This window comes from Verrucomicrobiales bacterium (assembly GCA_016793885.1).
Classification (GTDB): Bacteria; Verrucomicrobiota; Verrucomicrobiia; order Limisphaerales; family UBA11320; genus UBA11320.
The window spans coordinates 1-23566 of sequence record JAEUHE010000167.1; the positions used below are offsets into that span (position 1 = coordinate 1).

Consider the following 23566-nt stretch of genomic DNA (forward strand, 5'->3'; position numbering starts at 1 on the left):
CGCAACCCGCGATGGGGTTGTGAGAAAACCACGACTAACCCAGGGTAGGCGCTCCTGCGTCGCGCCAACCCTGGGCTTTGAGCCGGAATCCCTTTGGGATTCTAACATTTGGTCGAAGAACTTGTGGGTAATGCTTAGAGCCCGCTGCCGCTTTGGTCCCCACGGCGGAGCCGGGATCCCCTTCCGGGGTCCTGAAAAGCTGTAGAGGCCTCCCCCTCCATTAGCATTCCCGAATCAATAGATTAGACGCAAAATCAGTTTCTATTTTTGTCCTGCTGTCTTTAATGGACAAATGGCATCAACGACGGACATCTCCGGTAAAGCTGAGGAATTGGGTCTTAACCCGGACCACCTGATTCCCTACGGAAAAGACAAGGCCAAGATTTCACTTCAAGCGCTCGCCGGAAAGCCTCAGCGCGGAAAGCTCATCCTCGTTTCCGCGATCACACCGACACCCGCGGGCGAAGGTAAAACCACCGTCTCGATCGGATTGGCCCAAGGACTGCGTAAGAACGGCCAATCGGCGGCGCTCGCCCTACGCCAGCCCAGCATGGGACCCGTTTTTGGTAGAAAGGGTGGCGCCACCGGAGGTGGACGAAGCACGGTCCAGCCTGCAGAGTCCATCAACCTGCATTTCACCGGCGACTTTCATGCCATCACGGCCGCGCACAATCTCCTGTCCGCAGTCATGGACAACGCGCTGCACCAAGGCAGCTGTCGACTAGACCCGTCCAAGCTCCTGTGGAAGCGAGTTTTGGATGTAAACGACCGAGCGCTGCGGCACATTCGCACGGGGCGAGATGCCGCTACCGAACGAGTCACGGGATTCGATATCACCGCCGCTTCCGAGATCATGGCCTCGCTGTGTCTCGCCGAATCCCTGACCGATCTGCGCGCACGTATCGATCGTATTGTCGTCGGGTTCACGTCGTCGGGGGAGCCTGTTTTCGCGAAGGAGCTGCGGGTTACCGGCGCGCTAATGGCATTGTTGCGTGACGCCATGATGCCCAATCTCGTCCAGTCGGCGGAAGGAGTGCCGGCCATTCTTCATGGAGGCCCTTTCGCCAATATCGCCCACGGCTGCAATTCGGTCATCGCCACGCGCATGGCGCTCGCGCATGCGGACTATGCGGTCACGGAAGCCGGGTTCGCCTTCGATCTTGGCGGCGAAAAATTCATGAACATCAAGTGCCGACAGTCCGGACTCGCTCCGGATGCGATCGTGATTGTAGCGACCGTCCGCGCGTTGAAGATGCATGGAGGCGTGGCGCTCGCCGATCTTCAAAAGACAGACCTAGCGGCGCTGGAGCGTGGCTTGGACAACCTGGCAGCACATCTTGACAGCGCGGCACTGTTCAAGCGTCCCGTGGTGGTGGCGGTCAACCGCTTCACTGCCGATCACGAGGACGAACTCGCGGCGGTCCATCGATTCTGTCGGTCCCGTGGGGTGGAAAGTGCCACCGCCGATGTGTTCGGTCAGGGCGGTGAAGGCGCTCGCCAACTGGCCGAGTTAGTCGTGAAAGTATCCACCCAAGCCTCCCCGCCCTTGCCCTGGATCTATGACGCCAAGCACACGGCCGAGGAAAAGCTCCACCGCATCGCAACGCAGATTTACGGCGGAGATGGCGTCGAGCTCAGTACGCAGGCGCAGGAACGACTCGAGGTGCTGCGTCGATGCGGGTTCGGAAATCTTCCGATCTGCATGGCCAAGACCCAGAACTCCCTCTCCGACAACGGTGCGCTACTGGGGCGGCCCAAAGGGTTCAAAGTACAGGTTCGCGATTTCGAAATCGCCAACGGAGCGGGCTTCCTCGTCGCCTTGAGCGGAACGTTATTACGCATGCCCGCGCTACCCAAGGTCCCGGCCGCCGAACGAATCGACGTGGCTCCGGATGGCCGGATTACCGGCATCTGACGCGTTTTTTAGGGTGCTGAGGCGGCTCGAGTGTCTACGGTAGGAGTGCCCGCGGCGGACCGAGGCTACAACCAGGCAAGGCTGGGGTCGGACGACAACCGATCGCCTCCGCTCAAGGGCGTGCTCAGAGCGACGATACTCCCATCAGACGAGTCGGAACACGGGGATCGATTTTTCATTCAAACTCCCTTGAATCCTTGGGAGGGAGGATGTTACCTTCTCTCACTGTTACCCGACAACCCAGCCACTTCTTAATATGTATAAGAACGATTCCTCGGATCGTCCTCCTCGCTCACCGGAGTTCGTCTTTCGTTGGTTCTCGCTGCTCGGCAAGAGTTTACTCCTAGCTCTAGGGCTCGCTTGCGGTGGGGGTTTGCCGGTCGCCCTCCAGGCGGCTGAGTCGGTCCTCATCTCCGAGTTCATGGCCAACAATTTTCGGACCTTGGCCGACGAGGACGGTGATTACCCGGATTGGATAGAGCTGTACAATAATGAAACGAGCCCGGTGAACCTTCAGGGCTGGTATCTCACCGACAGCAAGACGAGCCTGAAAAAGTGGCGATTTCCGGCGGTCAGTATTCAGCCGAAGGGCTATCTGGTGGTTTTCGCGTCGGACAAGGATCGGACGTCAACGTTCGGGCCTCTGCACACGAACTTTAAGCTAGCGGCCGGAAGTGGTTACCTGGCTTTGGTAGCGTCCAACGGTGTCACGATCGTTTCGCAGTATTCGCCGTCCTATCCAGCGCAGGTTGCCAATGTGTCCTTTGGCTTCCCTGCCCAGGACAACGTGGTCTCCCTGCTGTCGGCCGGGAGCCCGGCCAAGATTTTCGTCCCGAGCGATGAGAGTCTGGGTAAGGATTGGACCACCTTGGACTTTCAGGATAACGCCTGGTCCGCGGCTACGAACGGGTTAGGCTACGACGCAGATCCCACCATCGTGATCACCCCGGTGGTGCTGGCGGATTCCTATCGGGAATTCACGGGAACTCAGGGCCAAAGCAATTGGTTTTACGGCTACTGGGACCGCCGTAACGACCTGGATGGTGTCTATAAGCCCAGCGAGTTTCGGGCCTTCCCTCGCACCACGGCAACCGTCTTTTCAGCGGATAACTTTTTCGCAAACAACACCTGGCGATGGTTTCCGTCAGCCGATGCTACTACGGAAATCACTCGCCTAGGGGGAATCGCCTCCAGTGAGAACGGGATCACCGGGCGCGCCGATCATTGGACGGTTCGACGCTGGATCAGCGAGACCAACGGGCTGGTCCGGATCTATGGCATGCTGGCCGACGCCTCGCGCTGCGGGGATGGAGCTAGTGGTGATGGCATCATCGGCCGCATCTTCGTCGACGGGGTTGAGATCTTCGCGCAGAGCATCCAGGAAGGGGGCAACGGATATAGCGTCCAAGCCAACTTGACGGTCGGGGCGGCGGTGGATTTTGTGATCGACCCGGGTCCTGCCTTGCGCGACGACTGCGACAATGCCGCGTTCACGGCTCTGATCGCCACCGAATCGTCAACCTTCGAGGTGCTGGCGGACTCGGCGGCGGATTGGTCGGTGTCCGGGGATCAAGGCTCCCTCAACTGGCACTATGGCTATTACGATCGCTCGAGCGACACGGTGGCGAATTATCAGACCAACGATTTCAAACCATTCACCGACAGCTTTTGGAACGGGACCGAGTGGATCTGGCCGGACGGCAATCCACCCAACGATCGGATTGGCCGTCGGATCATGCGTCCCAATTCCTCCAGCAATGGAGGGGAGCATTGGCCGATTCGACGATGGATCAGCAAAGTCACTGGCAACCTCACGGTACATTGGCGGGTGGGCAAACTGGCCAACACTGGATCGGGACTTACCGCTCGCATCTTTCACAAAGGGGGAACCGCGAAGCTTTCGGCCCTGCTGACGAGCACTAATTTGTTGGGCACCAACAACACTCTCGTTTTGACCGGAGTCCAGGCCGGCGACCCGATTGACTTCGTGGTGGATCCCACGGGCAGCGCTGGCGCTTCGGACGACGTCGGCGACTTGGCTGAGTTCGACGTTCGCATTTTCGGAAACGCCAGCCTCACTCCCTATGTGCTCTCGGACGTGAAGTCCAAGCTCCAGAATGTCAACAGCTCGGCGTACGTCCGGATTCCGTTCAATGTCGCGAACGCCGGGCTCTTTGAAAGCCTATCACTGCAGGCTCGCTACGATGCGGGTTTCGTCGCTTACCTGAATGGAGTGGAAGTGTTGCGGCGGAACGCTCCGTCGGAACCGATTTGGAATTCGGCCGCGACGGCTGAGCGCAGCGATGCCGATGCTGGAGTCTTGAGCCGGTTTGACATCTCTGCCTTGAAAGGATTGCTGAGAAATGGGCAGAACGTGCTGGGCTTCCATGTCTTGAACAGTTCGCCAGCGGATTCGGACGCCCTGATCCAGGCCACTCTGGTTGGCTCCTATGTCACAACTGATTTTGCGAATCTGCGCTATTTTCCGAACCCGAGCCCCGGGACAGCGAACGGATTTGGAAACACCAACCTAGGTCCGTTGATCTTGGATGCCAAACATTCGCCCAAGCGTCCCCAGGCCGGCGAGCCCTTGCTGGTGACCGCGCGGGTGGAACCGAGCTTCAAGCCCGTCGGGCCGGTACAACTCGTCTACCGCATTCACTATGGAACGGAGACCAATGTCACCATGCTCGATGACGGTCAGCATGGGGATGGCGCGGCGGGCGATGGAGTCTACGGGGGCACCATTCCTGGTACCGCCTATCAAGCCGGGAACATGGTGCGGTACTACATCAAGGCTACGGACACGGGAACCAATGCTTCGCGCGACCCTGTTTTCGTGAAGGGAAAGCAGATGCCGGAATATTGGGGAACCGTGGTTCACAACCCGGCCCTTACCAATCCGCTTCCGGTGCTCCACTGGTTCTCTCAAACCGCCACCGCCGGCGATAGCGGTGGCACCGGTTCGATTTTCTACAACGACCAGTTCCTGGACAATGTGCGGTTCGGCATCCATGGCCAGTCCAGCTCCGGATTTCCCAAGCATAGTTTCAATGTAGATCTGAACGCCGGGTATAAACTGGTGTGGAAGGAAGGCGAGCCAGGCATCGACGACATTAACCTCCTAACGACCTACCCTGATAAATCCAAAATGCGGAATATGCTTTCCTACGGGGTCTTCCAGAATGCTGGCACCGCGTATCATTTTGTCGTCCCGGTGCGAGTCCAATTTAATGGGCAATTCTGGGGTGACTGGCATTTCGTGGAGAACGGGGACGACAATTATCTGAAGCGAGTCGGGCTGGATCCGAACGGAGCGCTTTACAAGATGTACACCACCTTCCCCGACGAAAACGGCAACGAGAAGAAGACTCGCCAGAACGAGGGCACGGGGGACCTGGCCGCCTTCAGCGCCGGCATGAATCGGTCGGGTGCCGCCAAAACAGCCTTCGTGATGGACAACATCAATATCCCAGAGGTCGTGAATTACCTGGCTGCGATGACCATGACTGGCAACACCGATTGCTGCCACAAGAACTACTATTTTTATCGCGACACTGAAGGAACGGGCGAATGGTACATGCTGCCTTGGGATGTGGATTTGAGCTTCGGTCGGGTCTGGAGCGGAGGTCCGACGTACTGGGATGACACCATGTATCCCAACACCGCGCTGCGGATAGGCAGCGGAAACCGGGTTCCAGATGCTATTTTCAGCAACCCTAATCTCAATCAAATGTACTTGCGCCGGCTCCGGACGCTCATGGAGGAACAGCTCCAGCCCCCCGGCACTCCGACCCATCTTCTGAAGTTTGAGCGCTTCATCGATGAGTGGATACCTCAGCTGGCTCCGGATGGAGCGCTCGATCTGGCCAAGTGGGGGACTTTCAGCGGCAACTCCAGCAGTGGCAGTCCGGGCGACAATCGCAACCGCCAGACTGTCGCTGAAGCCGCCAATATCATTAAATACGAGTATCTGCCGGCTCGAAGAACCTACCTCTTCAACACCGTCACAGAAATCCCGAAGAGCCAGCCGGCGAACCCAGTCATCCTGATCGGCTCGATGGATTACAATCCCGCATCCGGAAACCAGGACGAGGAATACTTCACGCTCATCAACACCAATAAAGTCTTCCTCGACATCTCGCATTGGTCCATCCGCGGTGCCGTGAACTTCACTTTCCAGGGGGGGACCGTGCTCCCCACCAACGGGACCCTCTATGTTTCTCCCAACGTCAATGCTTTCCGTGCCCGGACCACCGGACCGCGCGGGGGACAGGGGTTATTCGTGCAAGGTGGGTATCAGGGTCACTTGTCCGCCCGAGGTGAGAGCATCGAGCTGGTGGACAATCTGGGCAACGTTGTCGCCTCAACGAACTACGTCGGAGCGCCCAGCCCGACACAGAGCAGCTTGCGAATCACGGAGATCATGTATCGTCCCTCCCCCCCGGCTCAAGGAGTCTTGTTCGAGGCCGAGGACTTTGAATATCTGGAGCTGAAGAACACCGGCACCACCACTCTGGATCTTAACGGGGTAAGGTTCGTCAGCGGCATTGAATTTAACTTCACTGGATCCAGCGTCACCAGCCTTCCCGCCGGGCAGAGCGTGCTGGTGGTCCATAGCTTGGCGGGATTTTCGAATCGTTACGGTGCGGGCAAGCCCGTCGCGGGTCAATACCTCGGAACCCTGTCCGACAGCGGCGAAAACCTCCGCCTGATCGATGCTTCGGGCGAAGTCATTCTCGACTTCAACTATAATGACACCTGGTACCCGGTCACGGACGGCCTCGGATCCTCGTTGGTGATCGTGGACCCGATGGCCGCCTGGGACACCTGGGGTTTGAAGCTCAGCTGGCGACCTAGCGCTTCCCCGCAAGGCTCCCCGGGGATAGATGATCCCGCTCCCGAGACTGTCGTTCCTGTCATCATCAACGAAGTTCTCTCTCATTCTGAAACCGCCGCCCAAGACGCCGTAGAGTTGTTCAACCCGACGACCGTATCGGCCGCTGTTGGAAACTGGTATCTGAGTGATGACTTCCAGACACCCCGCAAGTATCGGATCCCGTCGGGGACTGTCATCGGCCCCGGAGCCTACCTCACCTTCACGGAGAGTCAGTTCAATGCCGGCGGGGGGGGAAGCTTTTCGCTGAGCGCGAACGGGGATGAGATCTATCTCTTCTCCGCCAACGCGAATGGTGACCTGACGGGGTATGTAACCGGACACCAGTTTGGCGCCGCTCTCGACGGCGTGACGTTCGGCCCACATGTGACCAGCGAAGGAAAGATTCACTTCACCGCCCTCGAATCGCCTAGCCTGGGTTCAACCAATACTCTTCCAAAGGTGGGACCCGTCGTGATCTCGGAGATCATGTATCATCCGGTTGAAGGCGCCGATGGCACCCAGAATCCAGACTTCGAATACGTGGAAGTGCGCAACCTCACGGAGGCCGCCGTTCCGCTGTTCGATCCGGCGTTCCCTACAAATCAGTGGCGGGTGACAGGTGGCATCTCCTACTCCTTCCCGTCGAACACGACCTTGGCCGCGCAAGGAGCGCTGGTGCTGGTCAACTTTGATCCGCTCACCAACCCCGCTGCCAAAGAGGCTTTCCTCGCCCGCTATAGTGCAGGCGCTCCGATCGGATTCTCGCCCCAACTCTTGGGACCTTGGTCCGGTCAGCTGAACAACTCAGCCGAAGCTCTCGCGCTCTATCGGCCCGATAGCCCCGACAGCACTTCCGGGGTCACTCCGTTCGTGCTCGTCGATTGGGTGGCCTATGCGGATGCCGCCCCGTGGCCTAGCTTGGCGGACGGGTTTGGCCCCGCCTTGATCCGGTCTCCGAGCAACGCCTACGGCAACGACCCAGCGAGTTGGATCGCAGCCAAACCCTCCCCGGGCTTCAGTGACGCCCCGGGGGCTGTTCCGGTCATCACTGGTCAGCCGGTCTCATCCAACCCGGTTTCCGGCACCGACGTCCCGCTGTCGGTGACAGCAGCGGGCTCGTCAACTCTGGCCTATCAATGGCTGCACGATGGCCAGCCGATCGCGGACGCCATCTCGAGCGCTTATACCATTCCATCGGCGCGCATCCTGGACTGGGGCAACTACCAAGCTGTGGTCATGAACGGATCGGGAGCTTCACTCAGCTCCAATGCTCTCGTGATTGTCCGTCAGCCGGCAGTGATCGTGAAGCAACCGCTCGATCGAAGCGTGCTCGCCGGCACCAATGTGACCTTCAGCGTCACCGCACTCGGCCAAGGCAAACTAGCCTACCAATGGTATTACAACCAACTCCCGATCACCGGAGCCACCACCAACGCCATTACGCTGAGGAATGTGACCCTGCAGAACGAGGGCCTCTATCACGTCACAGTCACCGACTCTGTAGGCTCGGTCACGAGTGAAGCTGCCGAACTGCTGATCTACGATCGACCGGCGTTCCTATCCTTGCCGCAAAGCGTGTCCGTCCTCGAGGGAGAGGATGTCACATTTTACACCGCGATCGCGGGACGCGGCCCGTTCAATTACCGATGGCAACGCGCGGCAGCTCTGCGTACCAACGATTATGGCAACCGCAACTTTAGCATGTTCACGGTCAAGGGGGTCAGCACCGCCGTAACCGGGGAATATAGTGTGATCATAACCAACCCGATCGGGACCCGGATCACCTCCCCCAACGCCCGTCTCACTCTATTGGCTGATGTCGACCGCGACCGGATGGCGGACATCTGGGAACAGGCCAATGGTCTGAATCCAGCCAGCGCCACGGACGCCGAGCTGGATAGTGATGGCGATGGAGTCACCAACCTCCAAGAGTACCAGGCTGCCACCAACCCAAAAGATCCGCGGAGCTACTTGAAAATCGATGCGCTGCAGAATGATGACACCGGGACCGCGGTTGAATTCTTCGCGCAATCGAATCGGACCTACACGGTGGAATTCAAGGAGTCGGTTTCCTCGGGAGTGTGGCAAACGCTCACCAACGTCATGCTCGCCACCAATAGCCGCATTCAGGTCGTTTCGGATCCTTACCCGGTCTCCAAAGGACGCATCTACCGCCTGGCCACCCCTGCCCTCGTGTCGCGCCCGGCCAAGACTCCCGCCATCCTTGAGAGTCCTGAATCGTTACGCCCCCTGCTGGGGACGCCTCTGACGCTCTCGGTCCTTGCCACTGGTAAAGGCACCCTGGTCTACCAATGGAAGAAGGACGGCCAGGTCATCCCCGGAGCGACCTCTGCCTCCCTCTCGTTCGGGGCGGTGGCGTTGAACGACTCCGGTGAATACAGCGTCACAGTGACCGACGACACAGGCACGGTCGATAGCCCTTCCGCAACACTCACCGTTCTGATTCCGCCGGTGATCCAGCAGAATCCGCAGGGCGCGGTCGCAGCTCCCGGTTCAAACGTGCAGTTGTCGATCGTTGCTACCGGAAACGCGCCGTTGCTCTACCGCTGGTTCCACGACGGTTCACCGATCGAGGGAGCTACCGGACCCAGCTTGATTCTCAATCCGGTGTTGGTATCCGATGCCGGAGTCTACACCGTCATCGTCCGACACAACACCCCCAACGGCCTAGTCGCCATTGAGAGTGATCCGGTCGAACTTGAAGTGCGATAAGGCTGGATCGGGGCGCGCAAGCGCGCGCCCCGGCGGCCTCGTTTCCTACCGTCCGAATGTAGGAGCCGACGTCAGGCTTCCTGGCGGGCGTCAACCCCACTGGTTGAGTGGCGGGGAAAACGTCGCCACGGCAACTCGTGACCTTCCGCCTTCGTCGCAACTTAGGCGTGACGGGCGTTTTCTACAGCCCAACTACTTCAGCGGACCGGACCCGTGTACTTTCAGCTTCCGACGGTAAATTCGATCCGCCGAGCAAACATAGAGATACTGCAGACCGGGACCAGCGAAGGCCGCGCTCACGGTGCCCTTGGGTTGTGGACGCGCGATCACTCCGCTGAGTCGCCCAGTCCAATCAAACATCTGGATGCCCAGAGCGCTGGTCACATAGAACCGCCCGTCCGAGTCGACCGCCATGCCATCACCTTCACTCTTCGGTGAACCCACCGGGCTTCTAAGCTCCATATACCGATCACCCGCACTCAGGGAGCCATCGGGATCGATGCGGAAGAGCCAGACATTGGTTCCCTGATATTCGGAGACCGCCAGCTGTCCATGGTCAGGGGTCAGCCCAATACCATTGGGGGCGTTGATCCCTTTAGCCACCGCTCTCACCTGACCGCTCTTGTCGATCAAGGTTACCTGTCCTTTGCCGGTCTCAGTGAAGTAGATGAACCCCTTGCGAGTCACCACCAGATCGTTCGGCTGCACATCATCAGCTAGAACAGTCATCGCCCCGGACGGCACTTCGAATGCCACGATCTGCTTTTTCGGAGATTGGGCGCAGGCGTAGAGTCGACCGTCTGGACCCCATTTCATCCCGCTTAGCCGTGGAGTTTTCTCAACCAACGCGGATCGCTTTCCATCTCGATCGATCTTTTGAATGCTGTCGCCAGCGGCAACATCGGCGAAATAGAAGTTTCCCTCCGCATCGGAGCAGGCCGCGTCAGTGAACCGAAATCCCTCAGCCAAGAGTTGCCAGGATTCCCCCTCGATCAGGATCTTCGAAAGCGCCTCGTCCCCGGCCAGGTTCTGCGCGGAGGCAGTTGAGCCAAGCAGCAAACCACCGATGAGGACCAGGCCGCACACAGAACGCCTCACAAACCCCGGGTCGGAATGCAGGTGGAAGATCAAAGCTTTCATAGAATTCAAAAGGATAGGTGGCGCGGAAGTGGTTATTGTTTAGGGTAATCACGCCAAAGCCATTTCAATGCTTCCGGTAGGATGACGCCTCCATGCTTTCCGTTGTGCCCGCCATCTCCGAACTCGAACTTGAAGTCGTAGCCCATGAACTTGAGTGCTGCGGCCATTTCTTGGTTGGCCAGCGGCCAGTTCCCGTGGAGATTGTCCAGATCTCCGGACCCATCCTGAAGATGAATACGAATCGGTTTTCGCTCGGTCTTGCGAATCAGCGCTGGATACACATGCCCGCCGCGAATGTTGGTAAAGCTGCCGACTTGGCTAATCACCTTACTGAACTGTTCCGGATGCTCCCAAGCCACTGTCCAAGCGCAGATCGCTCCCGAACTGATGCCACAGATGGCTCGGCCTGCGGGGTCGGAAGTGATGCGATAGGTCTTGCCGATCTCGGGAAGAAACTCGTCCAGCAAGAAACGGGAATACTGCCCGCCTAAGGAATCATACTCGAAGCTGCGATTGCTGCGGGGTTTTTGCCCCGCTTCGGCCGCGGGAACTTGCCCCGGGTTGATGAACACGGCGAGTGTCACCGGCATGTGGCCTTGGTGAATAAGGTTATCAAACACGATCGGCACACGGAATTGCCCGTTCGTGTCGACATACGACCGCCCATCCTGAAACACCATGAGGGCAGCCGGCTTCTCAGCCTTATACTGCTTCGGAACATAGACCCAATAATCGCGAACGGTATCAGGGAAGACTTTACTGGTCCATTTACCAGAAACGATGTCGCCGTGCGGCACCCCATCCTGTGGTTTAGAGTCCGGGCCCAGCTTGTAATCGTCGGCCGCAAACGCGGACCAAGAGATCAGCACGCCAAGCGCGATCGTCAGAGAGCGGAGGTTAGGCATGCCTGCATGCTGGCAACCTGGGGCTGGGTGTCAAAACCTAACCGAGGAGGGTTTGGAAAGGCTGTTTGAAGATCGATGTGGTCTGGGCAGAGCTCTCCTGCGGTGAAGGTAGCCTGGCGATGGAAAGACCATACGCTCGAGGGCTGAAGATAGCAACACGCGAAATCTACGGTCTCCCAGATCGGGGATTTGCGGAGGCCAGGTCCCCGCTACGCCGGGGGGCGAGAAAGCGGTAGAGGCCTCTCCCCTTTACCTCCAAAAAAGCAGACTAGACAAGCTGGGCGACAGGGGAGTTTCTCACCTGAGCTGCAGGGGCCCGAACCCGCAGGGTTCACAGACATTAGACGGGGGTGCTCGCACCCCCGGAACTATTAAAAGTACGGATGAGGGAGGGCTACCGCACTCCAAAACGTCCGGCGCTCCGCTCTTACCAAACACGGTCGCTTACCCCCAAACCAGTTGCACGATTCCTCAATTCTCAGCACAATCGACCCATGTCCTCAGCCCCGACGAAGCCTCACGCGTTGCGCCTCGGCATCATTGGTTGCGGGAACGTCCTTTCCGCTTATCGAGCGTCACTGGATTCCCTGCGCAACCGGCATGAGGCCGAGGTTCGGATCGCTTGCGGCCGAGCCGCGCAACAGGACTACGCCTTAGCAGAACTTGGGCCGGTCGCCTTCGTCACCGATGCCCAGGCCGTTATTGAGTCACCAGATGTCGATCTGGTGCTCGTCTTGACGTCGATGGAACACCATGCAACCTGGGCGCGAGCCGCCCTTCAAGCCGGCAAGCATGTGGTGGTCGAAAAACCGATGGCGACCCGGATGGAGGACGCGAACCAGCTGATCGATCTCGCGCGAGCCTCCCAACGCCTGCTCGTCTGCGCTCCGTTCACGCCCTTGAGCCCCACCTACCAGATCCTGGCCCAACGTGTCCGGCAGGGGGATATCGGCAAGCCCTGCTCGGCACGAGCGCGCTATGGCTGGGCTGGTCCATCTTGGAACGAATGGTTCTATCGCCCCGGAGGCGGTTGCCTCTTCGACCTCGGGGTGTATTGCCTCACGAGTCTCACGGGCCTGCTCGGCCCGGCACTCCGAGTGACCGCCATGGCCGGAATCGCGATTCCCGAACGCGAAGTCAAAGGCCGCACGATTCGAGTCGAGGCCGAGGACAACGCCCAAGTAATCCTTGATTTTGGCGGCGGCGCCTTTGCTTCCATAACCACCGGGTTTACCATCCAGCAATATCGAACCCCTGCCCTCGAGATCTACGGCACCAACGGAACGCTGCAGATGATGGGTGACGACTGGGACCCCGATGGCTATGAGCTGTGGCAAAACTCGATGGGTTCTTGGCAGATCTTCAAGGAAACCTCCCCCGACTGGTCATGGACGGACGGACTGCGCCATGCTGTCGAGTGCATCCGGAAGGGCCAAAGACCCATCATCACTCCCGAGCATAGCCGTCACGTCCTCGAGATCATGCTGAAGGCGCGTCAGGCGGCCTCAGAAGGGCGGACCCAGCCTCTCGAAACGACCTTCCCTCCGTTGAATTTGGAGCTGAACCCGCCGGCCGTCGCCACGGATGTCCATCTAGTGCATGATCGCACTCGGCCTCACCGCACATGAACCCTTCCTCCCAGCCTGCTTGGAGGTCTGCCTGGTTCCTCTGGACCTTGCTGGCAGTCGTCTGCTGGGGCATCTGGGCGATTCTGTCCAAATTGCTTGGCGATGCCTTGTCGGCCGAGCAAAGCCAAGCCCTCAGCACTGGGGGAGCCATTCCCGTCCTGATAGCGCTGAGCCTGTCCAAACGTTTGACTCACCAGGGAAACCGCTGGCGCGGCATCGGCTGGGCTCTGTCGGCTGGAGTCCTTACCTGCTTGGGCAACACCGCGTACTATGGTTTGCTTCGCGATGGAGCCAAAGCAGCAACAGCAGTACCGCTGACTGCAATGTATCCGCTTATCACCCTCCTGCTGGCGGTCGGTTTTCTGCGCGAGCGGCTCAACCGGGTCCAACAGATGGGAATTCTACTCTCCCTCGGCGCCATTTATCTCTTTAATGTACCGGGCGAAGCTGGGCTGATCTCCCCTGCGCTCGCGGCCGCGCTGGCGCCCATCGGACTGTGGGGCGTGGCCGGGCTCCTGCAGAAGATGTCCACCAATGAAGTGAGCGGAGAGCTCTCAGCCCTGGTGTTTTTGTCAGCTTTCGTCCCCATCGGAATCTATCTGATTTGGCAGCACCCGCTGACCGGGGCCAGCCTCACGTCACGAAGCTGGGTTTTGGTAACACTCGTTGGCCTGTGCTTCGCACTAGGCAATTTTGCCCTCCTGGAGGCGTTCGCCCGCGGAGGCAAGGCCTCGGTGATTGCGCCTCTTGCCGGTCTGTATCCGATGATCAGCGTGCCTATCGCTGTCCTAGTTCTCGGCGAAAAAATAAGCTGGCGGGAGCTGGGCGGCATCACGTTGGCTCTGCTCGCGGTGGCCGCGCTTTCCCTTGAATCTCGTAGGCCAGCCCTTAATCTACCGAATCACTAGATGCAACCCATTACCACTCTCCTTAAAGACACCGTCGTCCTCGGCGACGGAGGCTATCTAATCGAACTCGAACGACGCGGCTATGTGGACAGTGGCTCCCGTCGGGAAAAGGTCGGCACGGGCAAGGGCAGCGGACAATTCACTCCCGAGGTTGCCATCGAGCAACCCGAGGCCCTCCGTCAGCTGCATCGCGAATTCCTGGGAGCTGGATCCCAGGTTCTTCAAGCGCTGACCTTCTTTGGGACACGCGAGAAACTGACCCGCGCGGGCTACGGGTCTCAGACGGAGTCGATCAATCAAGCTGCGGTAAAGTTGGCGCGCGAGGTTGCCGGTGATCGCGCACTGGTGGCTGGCAGCGTCTCCCGGACCCAGCTGATCGAGCGCGAAGGCATGGGAGCGATGGACAAGGCGCGCGACCATATCGCGGAACAAATCCGACTGTTGAAGGATGCGGGCGTGGACTTCCTGATCTTGGAAACGTTTTTTCACCTGGCCGAAATGAAAGTGGCCTTGCGCTGCGCCACGGAAGCAGGACTACCTGCGGTAGCCACCATGAGCTTTCGCCCCATGATCAGCGCCTGCACCGACGGACATACCCCGGCCGAATGCGCGAAAGTGCTCGCGGATCTCGGAGCCATCGCCGTCGGAGCCAACTGCGAGCAGGAGCCCACTCGAATGCTGCCGCTGCTGCGCGAGATGCGATCCGCTTGCCAGATCCCGATCGCCGCTCAACCCAGCGCGTTCCGCACGACCGACACATGCCACTGCTTCACTCGTCAGCCCGCCTTTCCCGACGATCTAGAGACGATTCAAGTCTCGCGCAAGGAGTTCGAAAACCTGGGCCAGATGGCACAGCGCGAAGGGGTCGGCTACCTGGGAGGATGCTGTGGCTGCAATGCCGCTTACATTCGCGCCTTGAGCGATGGGCTGGCGGCGGCGCAGTGAACGCTTCGAACCGTTTATGATTGTCTCCATCTACGAATCAACCACGACGGCGAACGAGGTGGCGGCCGCCCATTTTGGACGTAGATTATCGCATCCCGCCACGCGCACTGTGATGGTCGCCGCAGGAAACACACCGTTGGACCTGTACCAGCTCATCTCTGCCCAAGGGCTCAAGCTGCCGCATCTCAAGGTCTTTGCTCTGGACGAATATGTCGGTGTTCCACTGGAGGAACCGCGCAACTGCGCCAACCTGCTTCGGCACCATGTCGCCCAAGCCTGGGGCCTGAAGCCCGACCAGTTCCTCACCGTAAGTTCTGTGGCCGGCGAGGCGGAACGCAGTGTAAAGCAGCATGAGTCAGCCATCGAAGCGGCCGGGGGACTGGATCTGCTGGTGTTGGGATTGGGTCAGAACGGCCATCTGGGTTTCAACGAGCCCGGCAGCTCCCCGGACTCTGGCGCTCGCGTGTTGGCTCTCGACCCGATCTCAGTGGAAGCGAATCGAAAATGGTTCCATGGCCGCTTCGCGCCGGATCAAGGCGTTACCGTCGGGATGAAAACGATCCTGGGAGCTCGAGAGATATTCCTGCTCGCTTTCGGAGCACATAAGATACAGGCCGTCCGTGAAATGATCCGTGGCTCGGTGAGCGATCGCTGCCCCGCGTCGTTCCTCCAAACCCATCCGCGGGTGAAAGTGTTTCTCGATACGACGGCCGCTGCTGATTTACTGACGGTCTCCTAATGTCAGCCTATGAGTTTTCCCGCTCAGCATACGGAGGTCCATAGCACCAAAATTCGTCACGCCATCGGCATCGATGTCGGGGGGACTAAAATTGCCGGAGGCCTGGTGCAGTTTCCGGAAGGGCGGGTGCTCGTTCAACGAAGCGAGCCGACCAAGCCTCAACGGGGCCCGGAGGCGGTCCTGGCGGACGTGGAGCATATGGCCCGCCAACTGCGCAACTCACTACCCGAGGGAACCGCATTGGACGCCCTAGGTGTGGGACTTTGCGAGCTCGTCGATCGGAATGGCCAGCCGGCGAGCGCGAATTGCATCGACTGGACTAAACTGCCCGTGCGCGAACGGCTGTCGGCAATCGCGCCCTGCGTGCTCGAAGCGGATGTCCGGGCGGCCGCGCTGGGTGAAGCCTATTACGGCACTGGACGCGACTTTCGGCACTTTCTCTATGTGACCATCGGAACCGGAATCAGTTCCTGCCTCATGTGCGAGGGAAAACCGTTCCTTGGTGCCCGCGGAGCCACGGGGACGATGGCGAGCAGTCCCCTGCCCATCTCCGCCGAGAACGAAGAGGCAATCATGCCCACGCTGGAACAACTGGCTTCCGGCCCGGCTTTGGTCGAGCGTTTCGGCCGACTGGGTGGCAACGCCAACTCGGGTGAGGACGTGCTGGCTGCGGCATGCGCGGGCGACACTCGCGCCGTCGGGGTCGTTCGTTCCGGGGCTGAGGCGCTCGGAGCCGCCATAGGTTGGCTGGTGAATGTGCTCGATCCTGACGCAGTGGTGATCGGCGGAGGTCTGGGCCTCAGCGAGGGGCTTTTCCGCGATACCCTCTCCGCGTCAGCTCATCGTCACATCTGGTCCGATTTGCATCGGGACCTGCCCATCATGCCCGCCTCCCTGGGCACCCAAGCTGGGTTCATCGGAGCCGCTACCTACGCGTTGAACGCGTCCCGAATCACACAACGTTGACAGCCTCTCGCCGCCAGGCACCATGGGAACTATGAAACCTATCTCACGCCGGGGTTACATCGGTGGAAGCGTAGCCTTCATGGCCGCTGCCTTCAGCCAGAATCCGCTTTCCCTGTTTGGATTTCCGAATGATGAGTCCGGAGCTGAGGTGGTGCCTTTCCTTGACCCCCAACCCGTGGATCCGGGGCGACGCATGATCAAATGGGAGGATCTTCAAGAGTGGATCACGCCGGCCAACGATCTCTTCGCCGTGAACCATTATGGAGTGGTTTCCGAAGTGGATGCATCGAAGTGGACGTTGGATGTATCCGGCTTTGTCGGACGGCCCCAAAGATTCAGCCTGCAGGAGATTCAATCCCGGCGACGCCGGGAGATCACAGCCACCATTGAATGCTCAGGCAATGGTGCGGGGGTGGGTTTTATGGGGGCGGTAGGCAACGCCCGCTGGGCGGGGACACCTCTCGGGCCGCTGCTGAAGGAATGCTCGCTCCTGCCTCAATCCAGCGAGATTGTGTTCTTCGGACAAGACGAGAAAAAGGAGAAGATCCGGGATCAGGAATACCCTCAAAACTTCGCCCGCAGCCTCTCCACCGAAGAGGCCTTCAAGAAGGAAATCCTTCTGTGCTGGGAAATGAACGGCAAGCCTCTGACTCAGGGGCACGGGTTCCCGCTCCGCCTCGTGGTTCCTGGTTGGTATGGAATCGCCTGGGTCAAGTGGCTGAACCGGATTGAGGTTCATGACCGACGTTACATGAGTAAGTTCATGGCGCGCGACTACGTCACGATTCGAGGAGAGGAAAGGGATGGCAAGACCATCTGGCGAGAGACCAGCGTCAGCCATATGAACGTCAAATCGTTGCTAGGCCGGGTGAGCCGTCTGAAGGATGGATCCATCCGCATCACCGGGGCCGCCTGGACCGACGGCACTCCTCTGAAACGGGTGGAACTCCAGATCGATGAAGGCCCGTGGATCAAGGTGGAACTGGACCGCTCTCGTCAATCCCGCTACGCCTGGACGTTCTGGTCCTACGAGTGGAAAAACCCACCTCCCGGCGAGCATACCCTAGTTTCCCGCGCCACCGATGCGAATGGCGTGGTTCAACCTTCGAAGGACGATCCCGCCATCAAGCTGAAGAAGACGTACTGGGAGGCGAATCAACAGTATCCCCGCCGCATCAAGGTGTGAGCGGACGGGCTATGCTACCCCGGCGTTTCTAGCTTTTTCGGCATGGCCCGAACCCATAGGGTTCAAAGAATGTAGCCGGGGGTGCTAGCATCCCCGGAATCGTTAGAAGTTACGGAACATTGCGCAGCGATGCCACCGGCTTCTGAGGCTTGGTCTTTCGTAGGTAGTTGATCGCACAGCGATCCGAGGAGATTTATAGTTCACTCGTCCGCCTTTAGGCGGTCCCCTGGTGCTTGGCGATCATGGAAACGCTAGATCCTACCCTGGAGGGCCAATTTGCGCGCCCTTTCCGCCTGAAGGCGGAACTCCATACGCCCAGCAATCGTTGGGTCCGCCATTTGATAGTTACCCGCCTCACCGGGCGATAATTGCACCCGTCTCTCCCTACCGCAGTGGTGACAATTGACAGGTCCACGTTTCAGGGGATTGAGAGCTTGAAGAACCGGGGGACGCTTCCTGAATCGCCTGAGACCGAGGTGACCGCAGGGCCAGTTCGCTGCAAGACATCGCCGGACGTCATTACCTTCCAGGCTGCCGGCACCAAAGAGTCGCTCGTGTACAAGGTAAATCCCAGCCCTGCCCGCCCAGGGAACCGGAACATCAGGTCCCCGGAGGAAGTTCGCTCTACGGTGAGTTGAAACGGAGCAGGCTCATTCGATTCGCCGGGTGAGCCGCCCGGGAAGACGCTGGGTTTCCAGTTGGCACCCGAACTTAGATCCCCCGCTGCATCCACAACCACCAGCGACGGCCCCTTGCCATCCGGGCTATTGGGCCAGGGCGAACGCGTGCCATAGAGGAATTCGATCACGGTTTGGCCGGTGCCATCCACGGCGACGATCCGTTCACCCGCGTTATCCAACTTTCCACCGTATTCACCAGCTATCGAACCGGTTGATCCGTATCTCGCGGCGAAAGCTGAGCGATTCTTCACGAGAAGCACGTAGCCGCCGGCTGGCAAGCGAACCACACTGGAGGTGGCGAAGCCGAATTGGATACCGGTGGTGAAGCGGATCCCTCTCAAGTCGTAACTCGTCGCTCCCGGGTTGTGAAGTTCGAGATACTCAAAGCTGTCCGCATCGGTAAAACCTGCGTCCAACTCCGCTCGGGTCAGAGCGGCTGGATGATAGTGGACCTCGCTGACATGCAACTTCGGGGTGCCCACAACGAAAGTGGCGTCGTGTAAGGCGCTCCATTCCGAACCATTGAGCACGCGAGTCCGAAGCGTCGTTAAGTCCCCCAGCTGGATCGGACCCGAGTAGCGGAGCGCCGTGGTCGGTATCTTCCGAGGATCTGTCCCGTTGGTAGTGTAATAAATAATCCCCGCGCGACTGCTCAAGCTAACGGTTGCGCCGGTGGCGAGGGTGCCGCCGCGGGGCGATATCGAGGGAGGATCGGTTCTGGGGTAAAGCCCAGCCCTCCGGAACTGCTCGATCACTCGCGCCGAGCGCAGCGGAAAATAAGAGTTGAGCAGGGAGTCTCGCTCCGGCTGCCAATGTTCATCGCGCGTAAACGGCGAAGCGACCAGCTGATCGCCCCAGCGTGCCGACTCTCCCACAATCCCACTGCGTACTTTCGCCGCCAGGGAGGCAAAGCGAGCCGCCGGCCGGTTGTTCTCGGGGTGAATCGGATCCCACCGCGCGCTGTTGGTGCTCACATAGAGAGGTCCACCATTGAAAAAGTGTTTGAATACATGATCGGCAAAACTCATGCGAAAATCAGCGTTAACGCGCAGTGCCCCGAAAGGCCGCGCCACTGCGGAGTTGACTCCCGTGACATCGACGTCAATGGAGTTGAAGTCGAGAGTCGTCTCGGTGTCCCACGGACGAAACTGAAAGCCAACAAATCCTTCCCGACTCCGGCCCGCCCACCAATTCCGTCCCGGCCAGTCGGTATTGCCCATGTAGAAATTCAGAATCATGTAGTCGATGAGATTCTCGACATCGATCAACTTCTCGAACGCCAGATTGCGAGTGCCATCCGGGTGGTTACCTTGAACCCGCTGGTAGTTCTCGGTCCGAGTGAGATCCTGATTTAAAGCATTCAACATCCGATTCCAGGCGTCATAATTCCCATCCGGAGCGGAATCCTGGTTGATGGAATCCCAAAGATCTCGGTCCCCACCCACGTAGCTGGATGCGAAGGCGGCATCGGGTCGTTCCACCGGGTTATACAGTCCCCAATACTGGCCATTGATGTAGAGATGCATGAACTCGGAATGGGACGCCGGAATTCCGAATTCCCGGGCTGTCGCCATCGCGAACGCGTCGCGCACATAAACAGCTTTTCCTCCACCGTACGGCCAGGCGTCGTTGCTGTTCGCTCGAAGCACGAAGTTATCAAACTCGGCCGCCGCATCGGGACCGAACAGTGGAAAACGCAATTTGGAGGCGCCATACCGCTCTTGAAACACCACTCGAAAAGACTTTTTGAGCGAGAGATCAAACCGACGGAACGCACCACCCTGAATGCGAATTCCCGCGTTCTCCTGGAAGCCTGGTCGATGGTCGGGATACAGTAGTTCCAGAGAGATCGCCCTTTCCCAGGCGGAACCGCGGCTTTCAGGGTTGGCGTAGATTCCTTGCGGACCGAAGAGGTCGGCGATGGGGGCGACCACGCTCAAGGTCGGGAGCGATTCCAAGTCGGCCGTGAGAGATCGGGTGTATTTCCCGCCAAACCGGTCCGTGCCATTCAGGCCCACCACTCTCGGATCAAGGCCGTAGTCGGCCGCCTGTCCCACCCAGGTCGCCGGGAATCCTTGCGCTATGGCCCCGGTCCGGCTCTGGGTGATCACATCGTTCAAGAACAGATAGGTGTGAGTCACCACGCGCGGGGAATGCCAACCCTCCCGCACGGCGATCGCTCGCACGCAAGTCGTTCGACGAATGGAAATGGGGCCGGCCGAGACTAGACCATGGGTTGCGTTCGGCTCGCTGCCATCGGTCGTGTAGCGGATGACGGCGCCTGGGGTTGAGCATTCGAGAAGCAGATCGAACGGGCTCTGGTGAAACCCTCGGCTGACGCTGAAAGCAACCTCATCGACCAAGCCCTGGTGAAGCAGGGAATTCTCTGTTCTCGGCGTCGAACTGACCAAATAGCCAGACGCTCCGAAAGCCACTTGGGACTGCTCCAACTCGGCTTCCAGCAGGAAATCCCGGCTGTCGATCCGCGAGTTGAGCCCTTGGATGGCAAGGACATTACTGCCAGTTCGCAGCAAAGGGATGCGGTCACTGATATTGAATAGTGCCTGTGACCCGGAGGCAAATCGCGAACGGTTGGTCACCGCTCTTGCATTAAAGTCCAGAGCCTGCGGCGCGTTGGCCCGGGCTACTTCGACGCCGTTAAGCCATGCGACGAATCCGTCCTCGTAACGGAGGTAGAGCGCGAGTCGGCCAACATCGGGAACATCACTCCCTAGGAAAGGAAACCGGAGGTAAGCGCTGGTACTGCGATTGTAGAGCCGGCTTTCGATGTTGGTTCGGATCAGCGAACCAAACTCAGGTGGCGGGCCGCCTGGCCAACCGAGCAATTCCACCTCGGCGATTTGAACCGCCACGGCGGACGCTGCGTCGCGAACGGTGGGAAACAGCAGCCGAAAGTGTTTCCAGGCCTGCGTGTTGGTGAATGTGACCGACACGGGCATGAATCGCGCTGTGAAGGTCGGCACCGTTCCGGTCGCGATGAGGCTAAAGTTGGCCCCATCGTGGGAGCCGGAGAGGGTAAAGCGCGTCGGGTCCCGCTCAGGAGCGTCGTTCGCGGAGGTCAGCCGTAGCCCCGTCACCACCACCTCACCGCTCGAGGGAGTCACGGTAAGTCCCGCATTCAACTTATCGAAGTTCAAATACTTCGTTTGCGAGTTGTTATCGATCGCATTGATTACGGTTTCGTTGGATGGCGAATTCGGCGAGGTCGCCGTGATAAAATCTCCGGGCTGAGAGACATCTGACGCGGGAGCTACGGGCTCGACCGGTTCAGGACTGCTGGCCTGCGGACGGTCATAACCCACTCCCGAAACGATCGGAATCCAACCGGAGGCCACAAACTCGGGCAGCATCCAATTTAAACCCTGCGAACTGTCGGTCGGAACCCACAACAGTCCGCTAGCATCCGAAGGTAGCAACTTTTTGACGTCGCTGGTCATCGACAATCCATAGGAAACGTCCCTGACCTGACGCGGAAAAACACCAGCCAAGCCGGAGGCCAGTGTGGTTCCATCGGGTTGCACCAAGGCCAAAAACTCACCGTTGGCATCCAGTTGGAAATTGGCATGCAGTTCACCCACAGCAGGACGTCGATCCTTTCCGGAGGCGAATATGATGAGAAAGCCCTGAGCCGGGATGGAGACCGGGGGGAACTGCCATTTTTGGAGACGAGACGCATCATCCGTGAGGGACCATCCGGCCAGCGAGGCGGAAGTCTGGCCGGGATTGTAGATTTCAATCCAATCACTGAACTCTTTGTCGACATCCGCCAATCCCGTGGCATTGGCAGCCATGATTTCAGTGATGACGAAGTTGGGTGTAGCACATGGGCTAGAGAACGGTGTTGCTAGGATCCAGAAAATGAAAACGAGGAAGCCAACCGATGGAATGGTTACAACGGAGTGAATAGAAAATAGGTACCCCATCTTGCACGCAAAAGCAATGCTACTCCTCTCTGTAGGTGTGATTGGGAGTGGGAGAGAGAGGTGGTGAAGTCGCAACGGACTCGGCGGTCTTATGCCGGGCTTTCAGCGGGCCACAGGCCCAGCACCATCCCAGCCTGGGGTGACAACCCCAGGTCCCCTCACCCCACACATGCTGAGGGCTGAAAGCCCGCACCATCACAGGGGGTTACCCGCTGATTTCAACCTGAACCTCCCCCGGATCTAATCACCCCCCCCGGTGAATAACTTTCCCAACTTCCCCATTGCCTTCCCTGCCCCCAAATACTATTCATATGACTAGTCATTTAATCGAATCGAACTGCAACCGTATTATCAGCTCCACATGAACTCGCTTACCGCTCGGCAGCAGGAAATTTTTGATTTCATCCATCAAATGCAGCAGCAGCAGGGGGTCACGCCCAGCTTGCGAGAGATTGCTGCGCATTTTGGCTTTCGCAGCATGAAGGCGGCAGCGGATCATGTCACAGCTCTACGCCGTAAGGGAGCGTTGGAGGGCCCCGCCCGACGAGCTCGAGCATTGCGCCCTATCCATCCGCTTCAAACGCTTCGCAAAGCCATCCTCCATATCCCGTTGCTCGGAAGCATCCCCGCTGGTTTCTCGCAAGACCGCGTTCAGGAAGCTGACGGATGCATTTCGGTTGATGTAGAAAGCCTGGGGCTTCGACCTACCGCGCGCACCTTTGCACTCAAGGTGCGGGGAGATTCGATGATCGGCCGTCACATTGTCGATGGCGATGTGGTCGTTCTCGAGCATGGTCAAACACCCCGCCCGGGCGATGTGGTTGCCGCGTTGATTGACAACGAGAACACGTTGAAAACGTTTTCGGTTCAACGGGGAAAACCCTTTCTGCGCGCGGAGAATCCGAAGTATCCCGATCTGATCCCCGCCCAAGAACTCGTCATTCAAGGCGTGATGGTGGCGCTCATCCGCAAGGTCAGGACCCGGGAAAGCTCCTAAT

At 59.0% G+C, this 23566-nt stretch carries 12 protein-coding genes; 9 read left to right on the forward strand and 3 right to left on the reverse strand.

Annotated features, from left to right (window positions below; genetic code table 11):
• Positions 1–292 precede the first annotated feature (292 nt).
• Complete coding sequence (locus tag JNN07_18965; GenBank protein MBL9169828.1) at positions 293–1915, forward strand: formate--tetrahydrofolate ligase; 1623 nt, start codon at positions 293–295, stop codon at positions 1913–1915.
• Positions 1916–2171: 256 nt separating this feature from the next.
• Positions 2172–9527: a lamin tail domain-containing protein gene (locus JNN07_18970; protein MBL9169829.1), complete on the forward strand. Its 7356-nt coding sequence runs from the start codon at positions 2172–2174 to the stop codon at positions 9525–9527.
• Positions 9528–9719: 192 nt separating this feature from the next.
• On the opposite strand, the gene JNN07_18975 is transcribed toward JNN07_18970, so the two are convergent.
• Entirely contained in the window at positions 9720–10667 is a 948-nt protein-coding gene (locus JNN07_18975) for an SMP-30/gluconolactonase/LRE family protein (protein MBL9169830.1), read from the reverse strand.
• Positions 10668–10699: 32 nt separating this feature from the next.
• Positions 10700–11572, reverse strand: a complete 873-nt coding sequence (locus tag JNN07_18980; GenBank protein MBL9169831.1) for an esterase family protein — start codon at positions 11570–11572, stop codon at positions 10700–10702.
• 494 nt (positions 11573–12066) lie between these two features.
• On the opposite strand from JNN07_18980, the gene JNN07_18985 reads away from it, so the two are divergent.
• Genes JNN07_18985 through JNN07_19010 form a run of 6 tightly spaced genes read left to right on the forward strand, consistent with a single transcriptional unit; the run spans position 12067 to position 17944 of the window.
• Positions 12067–13200 carry a Gfo/Idh/MocA family oxidoreductase gene (locus JNN07_18985; GenBank protein MBL9169832.1) on the forward strand — a complete coding sequence of 378 codons (1134 nt, stop codon included), beginning with the start codon at positions 12067–12069 and terminating at the stop codon, positions 13198–13200.
• Positions 13197–14108 carry a DMT family transporter gene (locus JNN07_18990; protein ID MBL9169833.1) on the forward strand — a complete coding sequence of 304 codons (912 nt, stop codon included), beginning with the start codon at positions 13197–13199 and terminating at the stop codon, positions 14106–14108. Before JNN07_18985 ends, JNN07_18990 begins: the two co-directional genes overlap by 4 nt.
• The gene (locus tag JNN07_18995) at positions 14109–15053 is read left to right on the forward strand and encodes a homocysteine S-methyltransferase family protein (protein MBL9169834.1); all 945 of its coding nucleotides are present in this window, start codon (positions 14109–14111) and stop codon (positions 15051–15053) included.
• Positions 15054–15069: 16 nt separating this feature from the next.
• Positions 15070–15792 carry a 6-phosphogluconolactonase gene (locus JNN07_19000; GenBank protein MBL9169835.1) on the forward strand — a complete coding sequence of 241 codons (723 nt, stop codon included), beginning with the start codon at positions 15070–15072 and terminating at the stop codon, positions 15790–15792.
• Positions 15793–15801: 9 nt separating this feature from the next.
• A complete protein-coding gene (locus tag JNN07_19005; protein MBL9169836.1) occupies positions 15802–16758 on the forward strand; it encodes an ROK family protein in 957 nt (318 codons plus the stop codon).
• Positions 16759–16789: 31 nt separating this feature from the next.
• Positions 16790–17944 carry a sulfite oxidase gene (locus JNN07_19010; GenBank protein MBL9169837.1) on the forward strand — a complete coding sequence of 385 codons (1155 nt, stop codon included), beginning with the start codon at positions 16790–16792 and terminating at the stop codon, positions 17942–17944.
• Between the two features lie 418 nt (positions 17945–18362).
• On the opposite strand, the gene JNN07_19015 is transcribed toward JNN07_19010, so the two are convergent.
• Positions 18363–22436, reverse strand: a complete 4074-nt coding sequence (locus tag JNN07_19015) for a CotH kinase family protein (protein ID MBL9169838.1) — start codon at positions 22434–22436, stop codon at positions 18363–18365.
• 493 nt (positions 22437–22929) lie between these two features.
• Between JNN07_19015 and lexA the strand changes: the two genes are divergently transcribed.
• Positions 22930–23565: a repressor LexA gene (lexA, locus tag JNN07_19020; GenBank protein MBL9169839.1), complete on the forward strand. Its 636-nt coding sequence runs from the start codon at positions 22930–22932 to the stop codon at positions 23563–23565.
• Position 23566 lies beyond the last annotated feature (1 nt).

Bases quoted from the DNA above. Each gene is read 5' to 3' on its own strand.
- JNN07_18965 (MBL9169828.1), top strand. From the start codon at position 293: ATGGCATCAACGACGGACATCTCCGGTAAAGCTGAGGAATTGGGTCTT.
- JNN07_18970 (MBL9169829.1), top strand. From the start codon at position 2,172: ATGTATAAGAACGATTCCTCGGATCGTCCTCCTCGCTCACCGGAGTTC.
- JNN07_18975 (MBL9169830.1), bottom strand. From the start codon at position 10,667: ATGAAAGCTTTGATCTTCCACCTGCATTCCGACCCGGGGTTTGTGAGG.
- JNN07_18980 (MBL9169831.1), bottom strand. From the start codon at position 11,572: ATGCCTAACCTCCGCTCTCTGACGATCGCGCTTGGCGTGCTGATCTCT.
- JNN07_18985 (MBL9169832.1), top strand. From the start codon at position 12,067: ATGTCCTCAGCCCCGACGAAGCCTCACGCGTTGCGCCTCGGCATCATT.
- JNN07_18990 (MBL9169833.1), top strand. From the start codon at position 13,197: ATGAACCCTTCCTCCCAGCCTGCTTGGAGGTCTGCCTGGTTCCTCTGG.
- JNN07_18995 (MBL9169834.1), top strand. From the start codon at position 14,109: ATGCAACCCATTACCACTCTCCTTAAAGACACCGTCGTCCTCGGCGAC.
- JNN07_19000 (MBL9169835.1), top strand. From the start codon at position 15,070: ATGATTGTCTCCATCTACGAATCAACCACGACGGCGAACGAGGTGGCG.
- JNN07_19005 (MBL9169836.1), top strand. From the start codon at position 15,802: ATGAGTTTTCCCGCTCAGCATACGGAGGTCCATAGCACCAAAATTCGT.
- JNN07_19010 (MBL9169837.1), top strand. From the start codon at position 16,790: ATGAAACCTATCTCACGCCGGGGTTACATCGGTGGAAGCGTAGCCTTC.
- JNN07_19015 (MBL9169838.1), bottom strand. From the start codon at position 22,436: ATGGCTGCCAATGCCACGGGATTGGCGGATGTCGACAAAGAGTTCAGT.
- lexA (MBL9169839.1), top strand. From the start codon at position 22,930: ATGAACTCGCTTACCGCTCGGCAGCAGGAAATTTTTGATTTCATCCAT.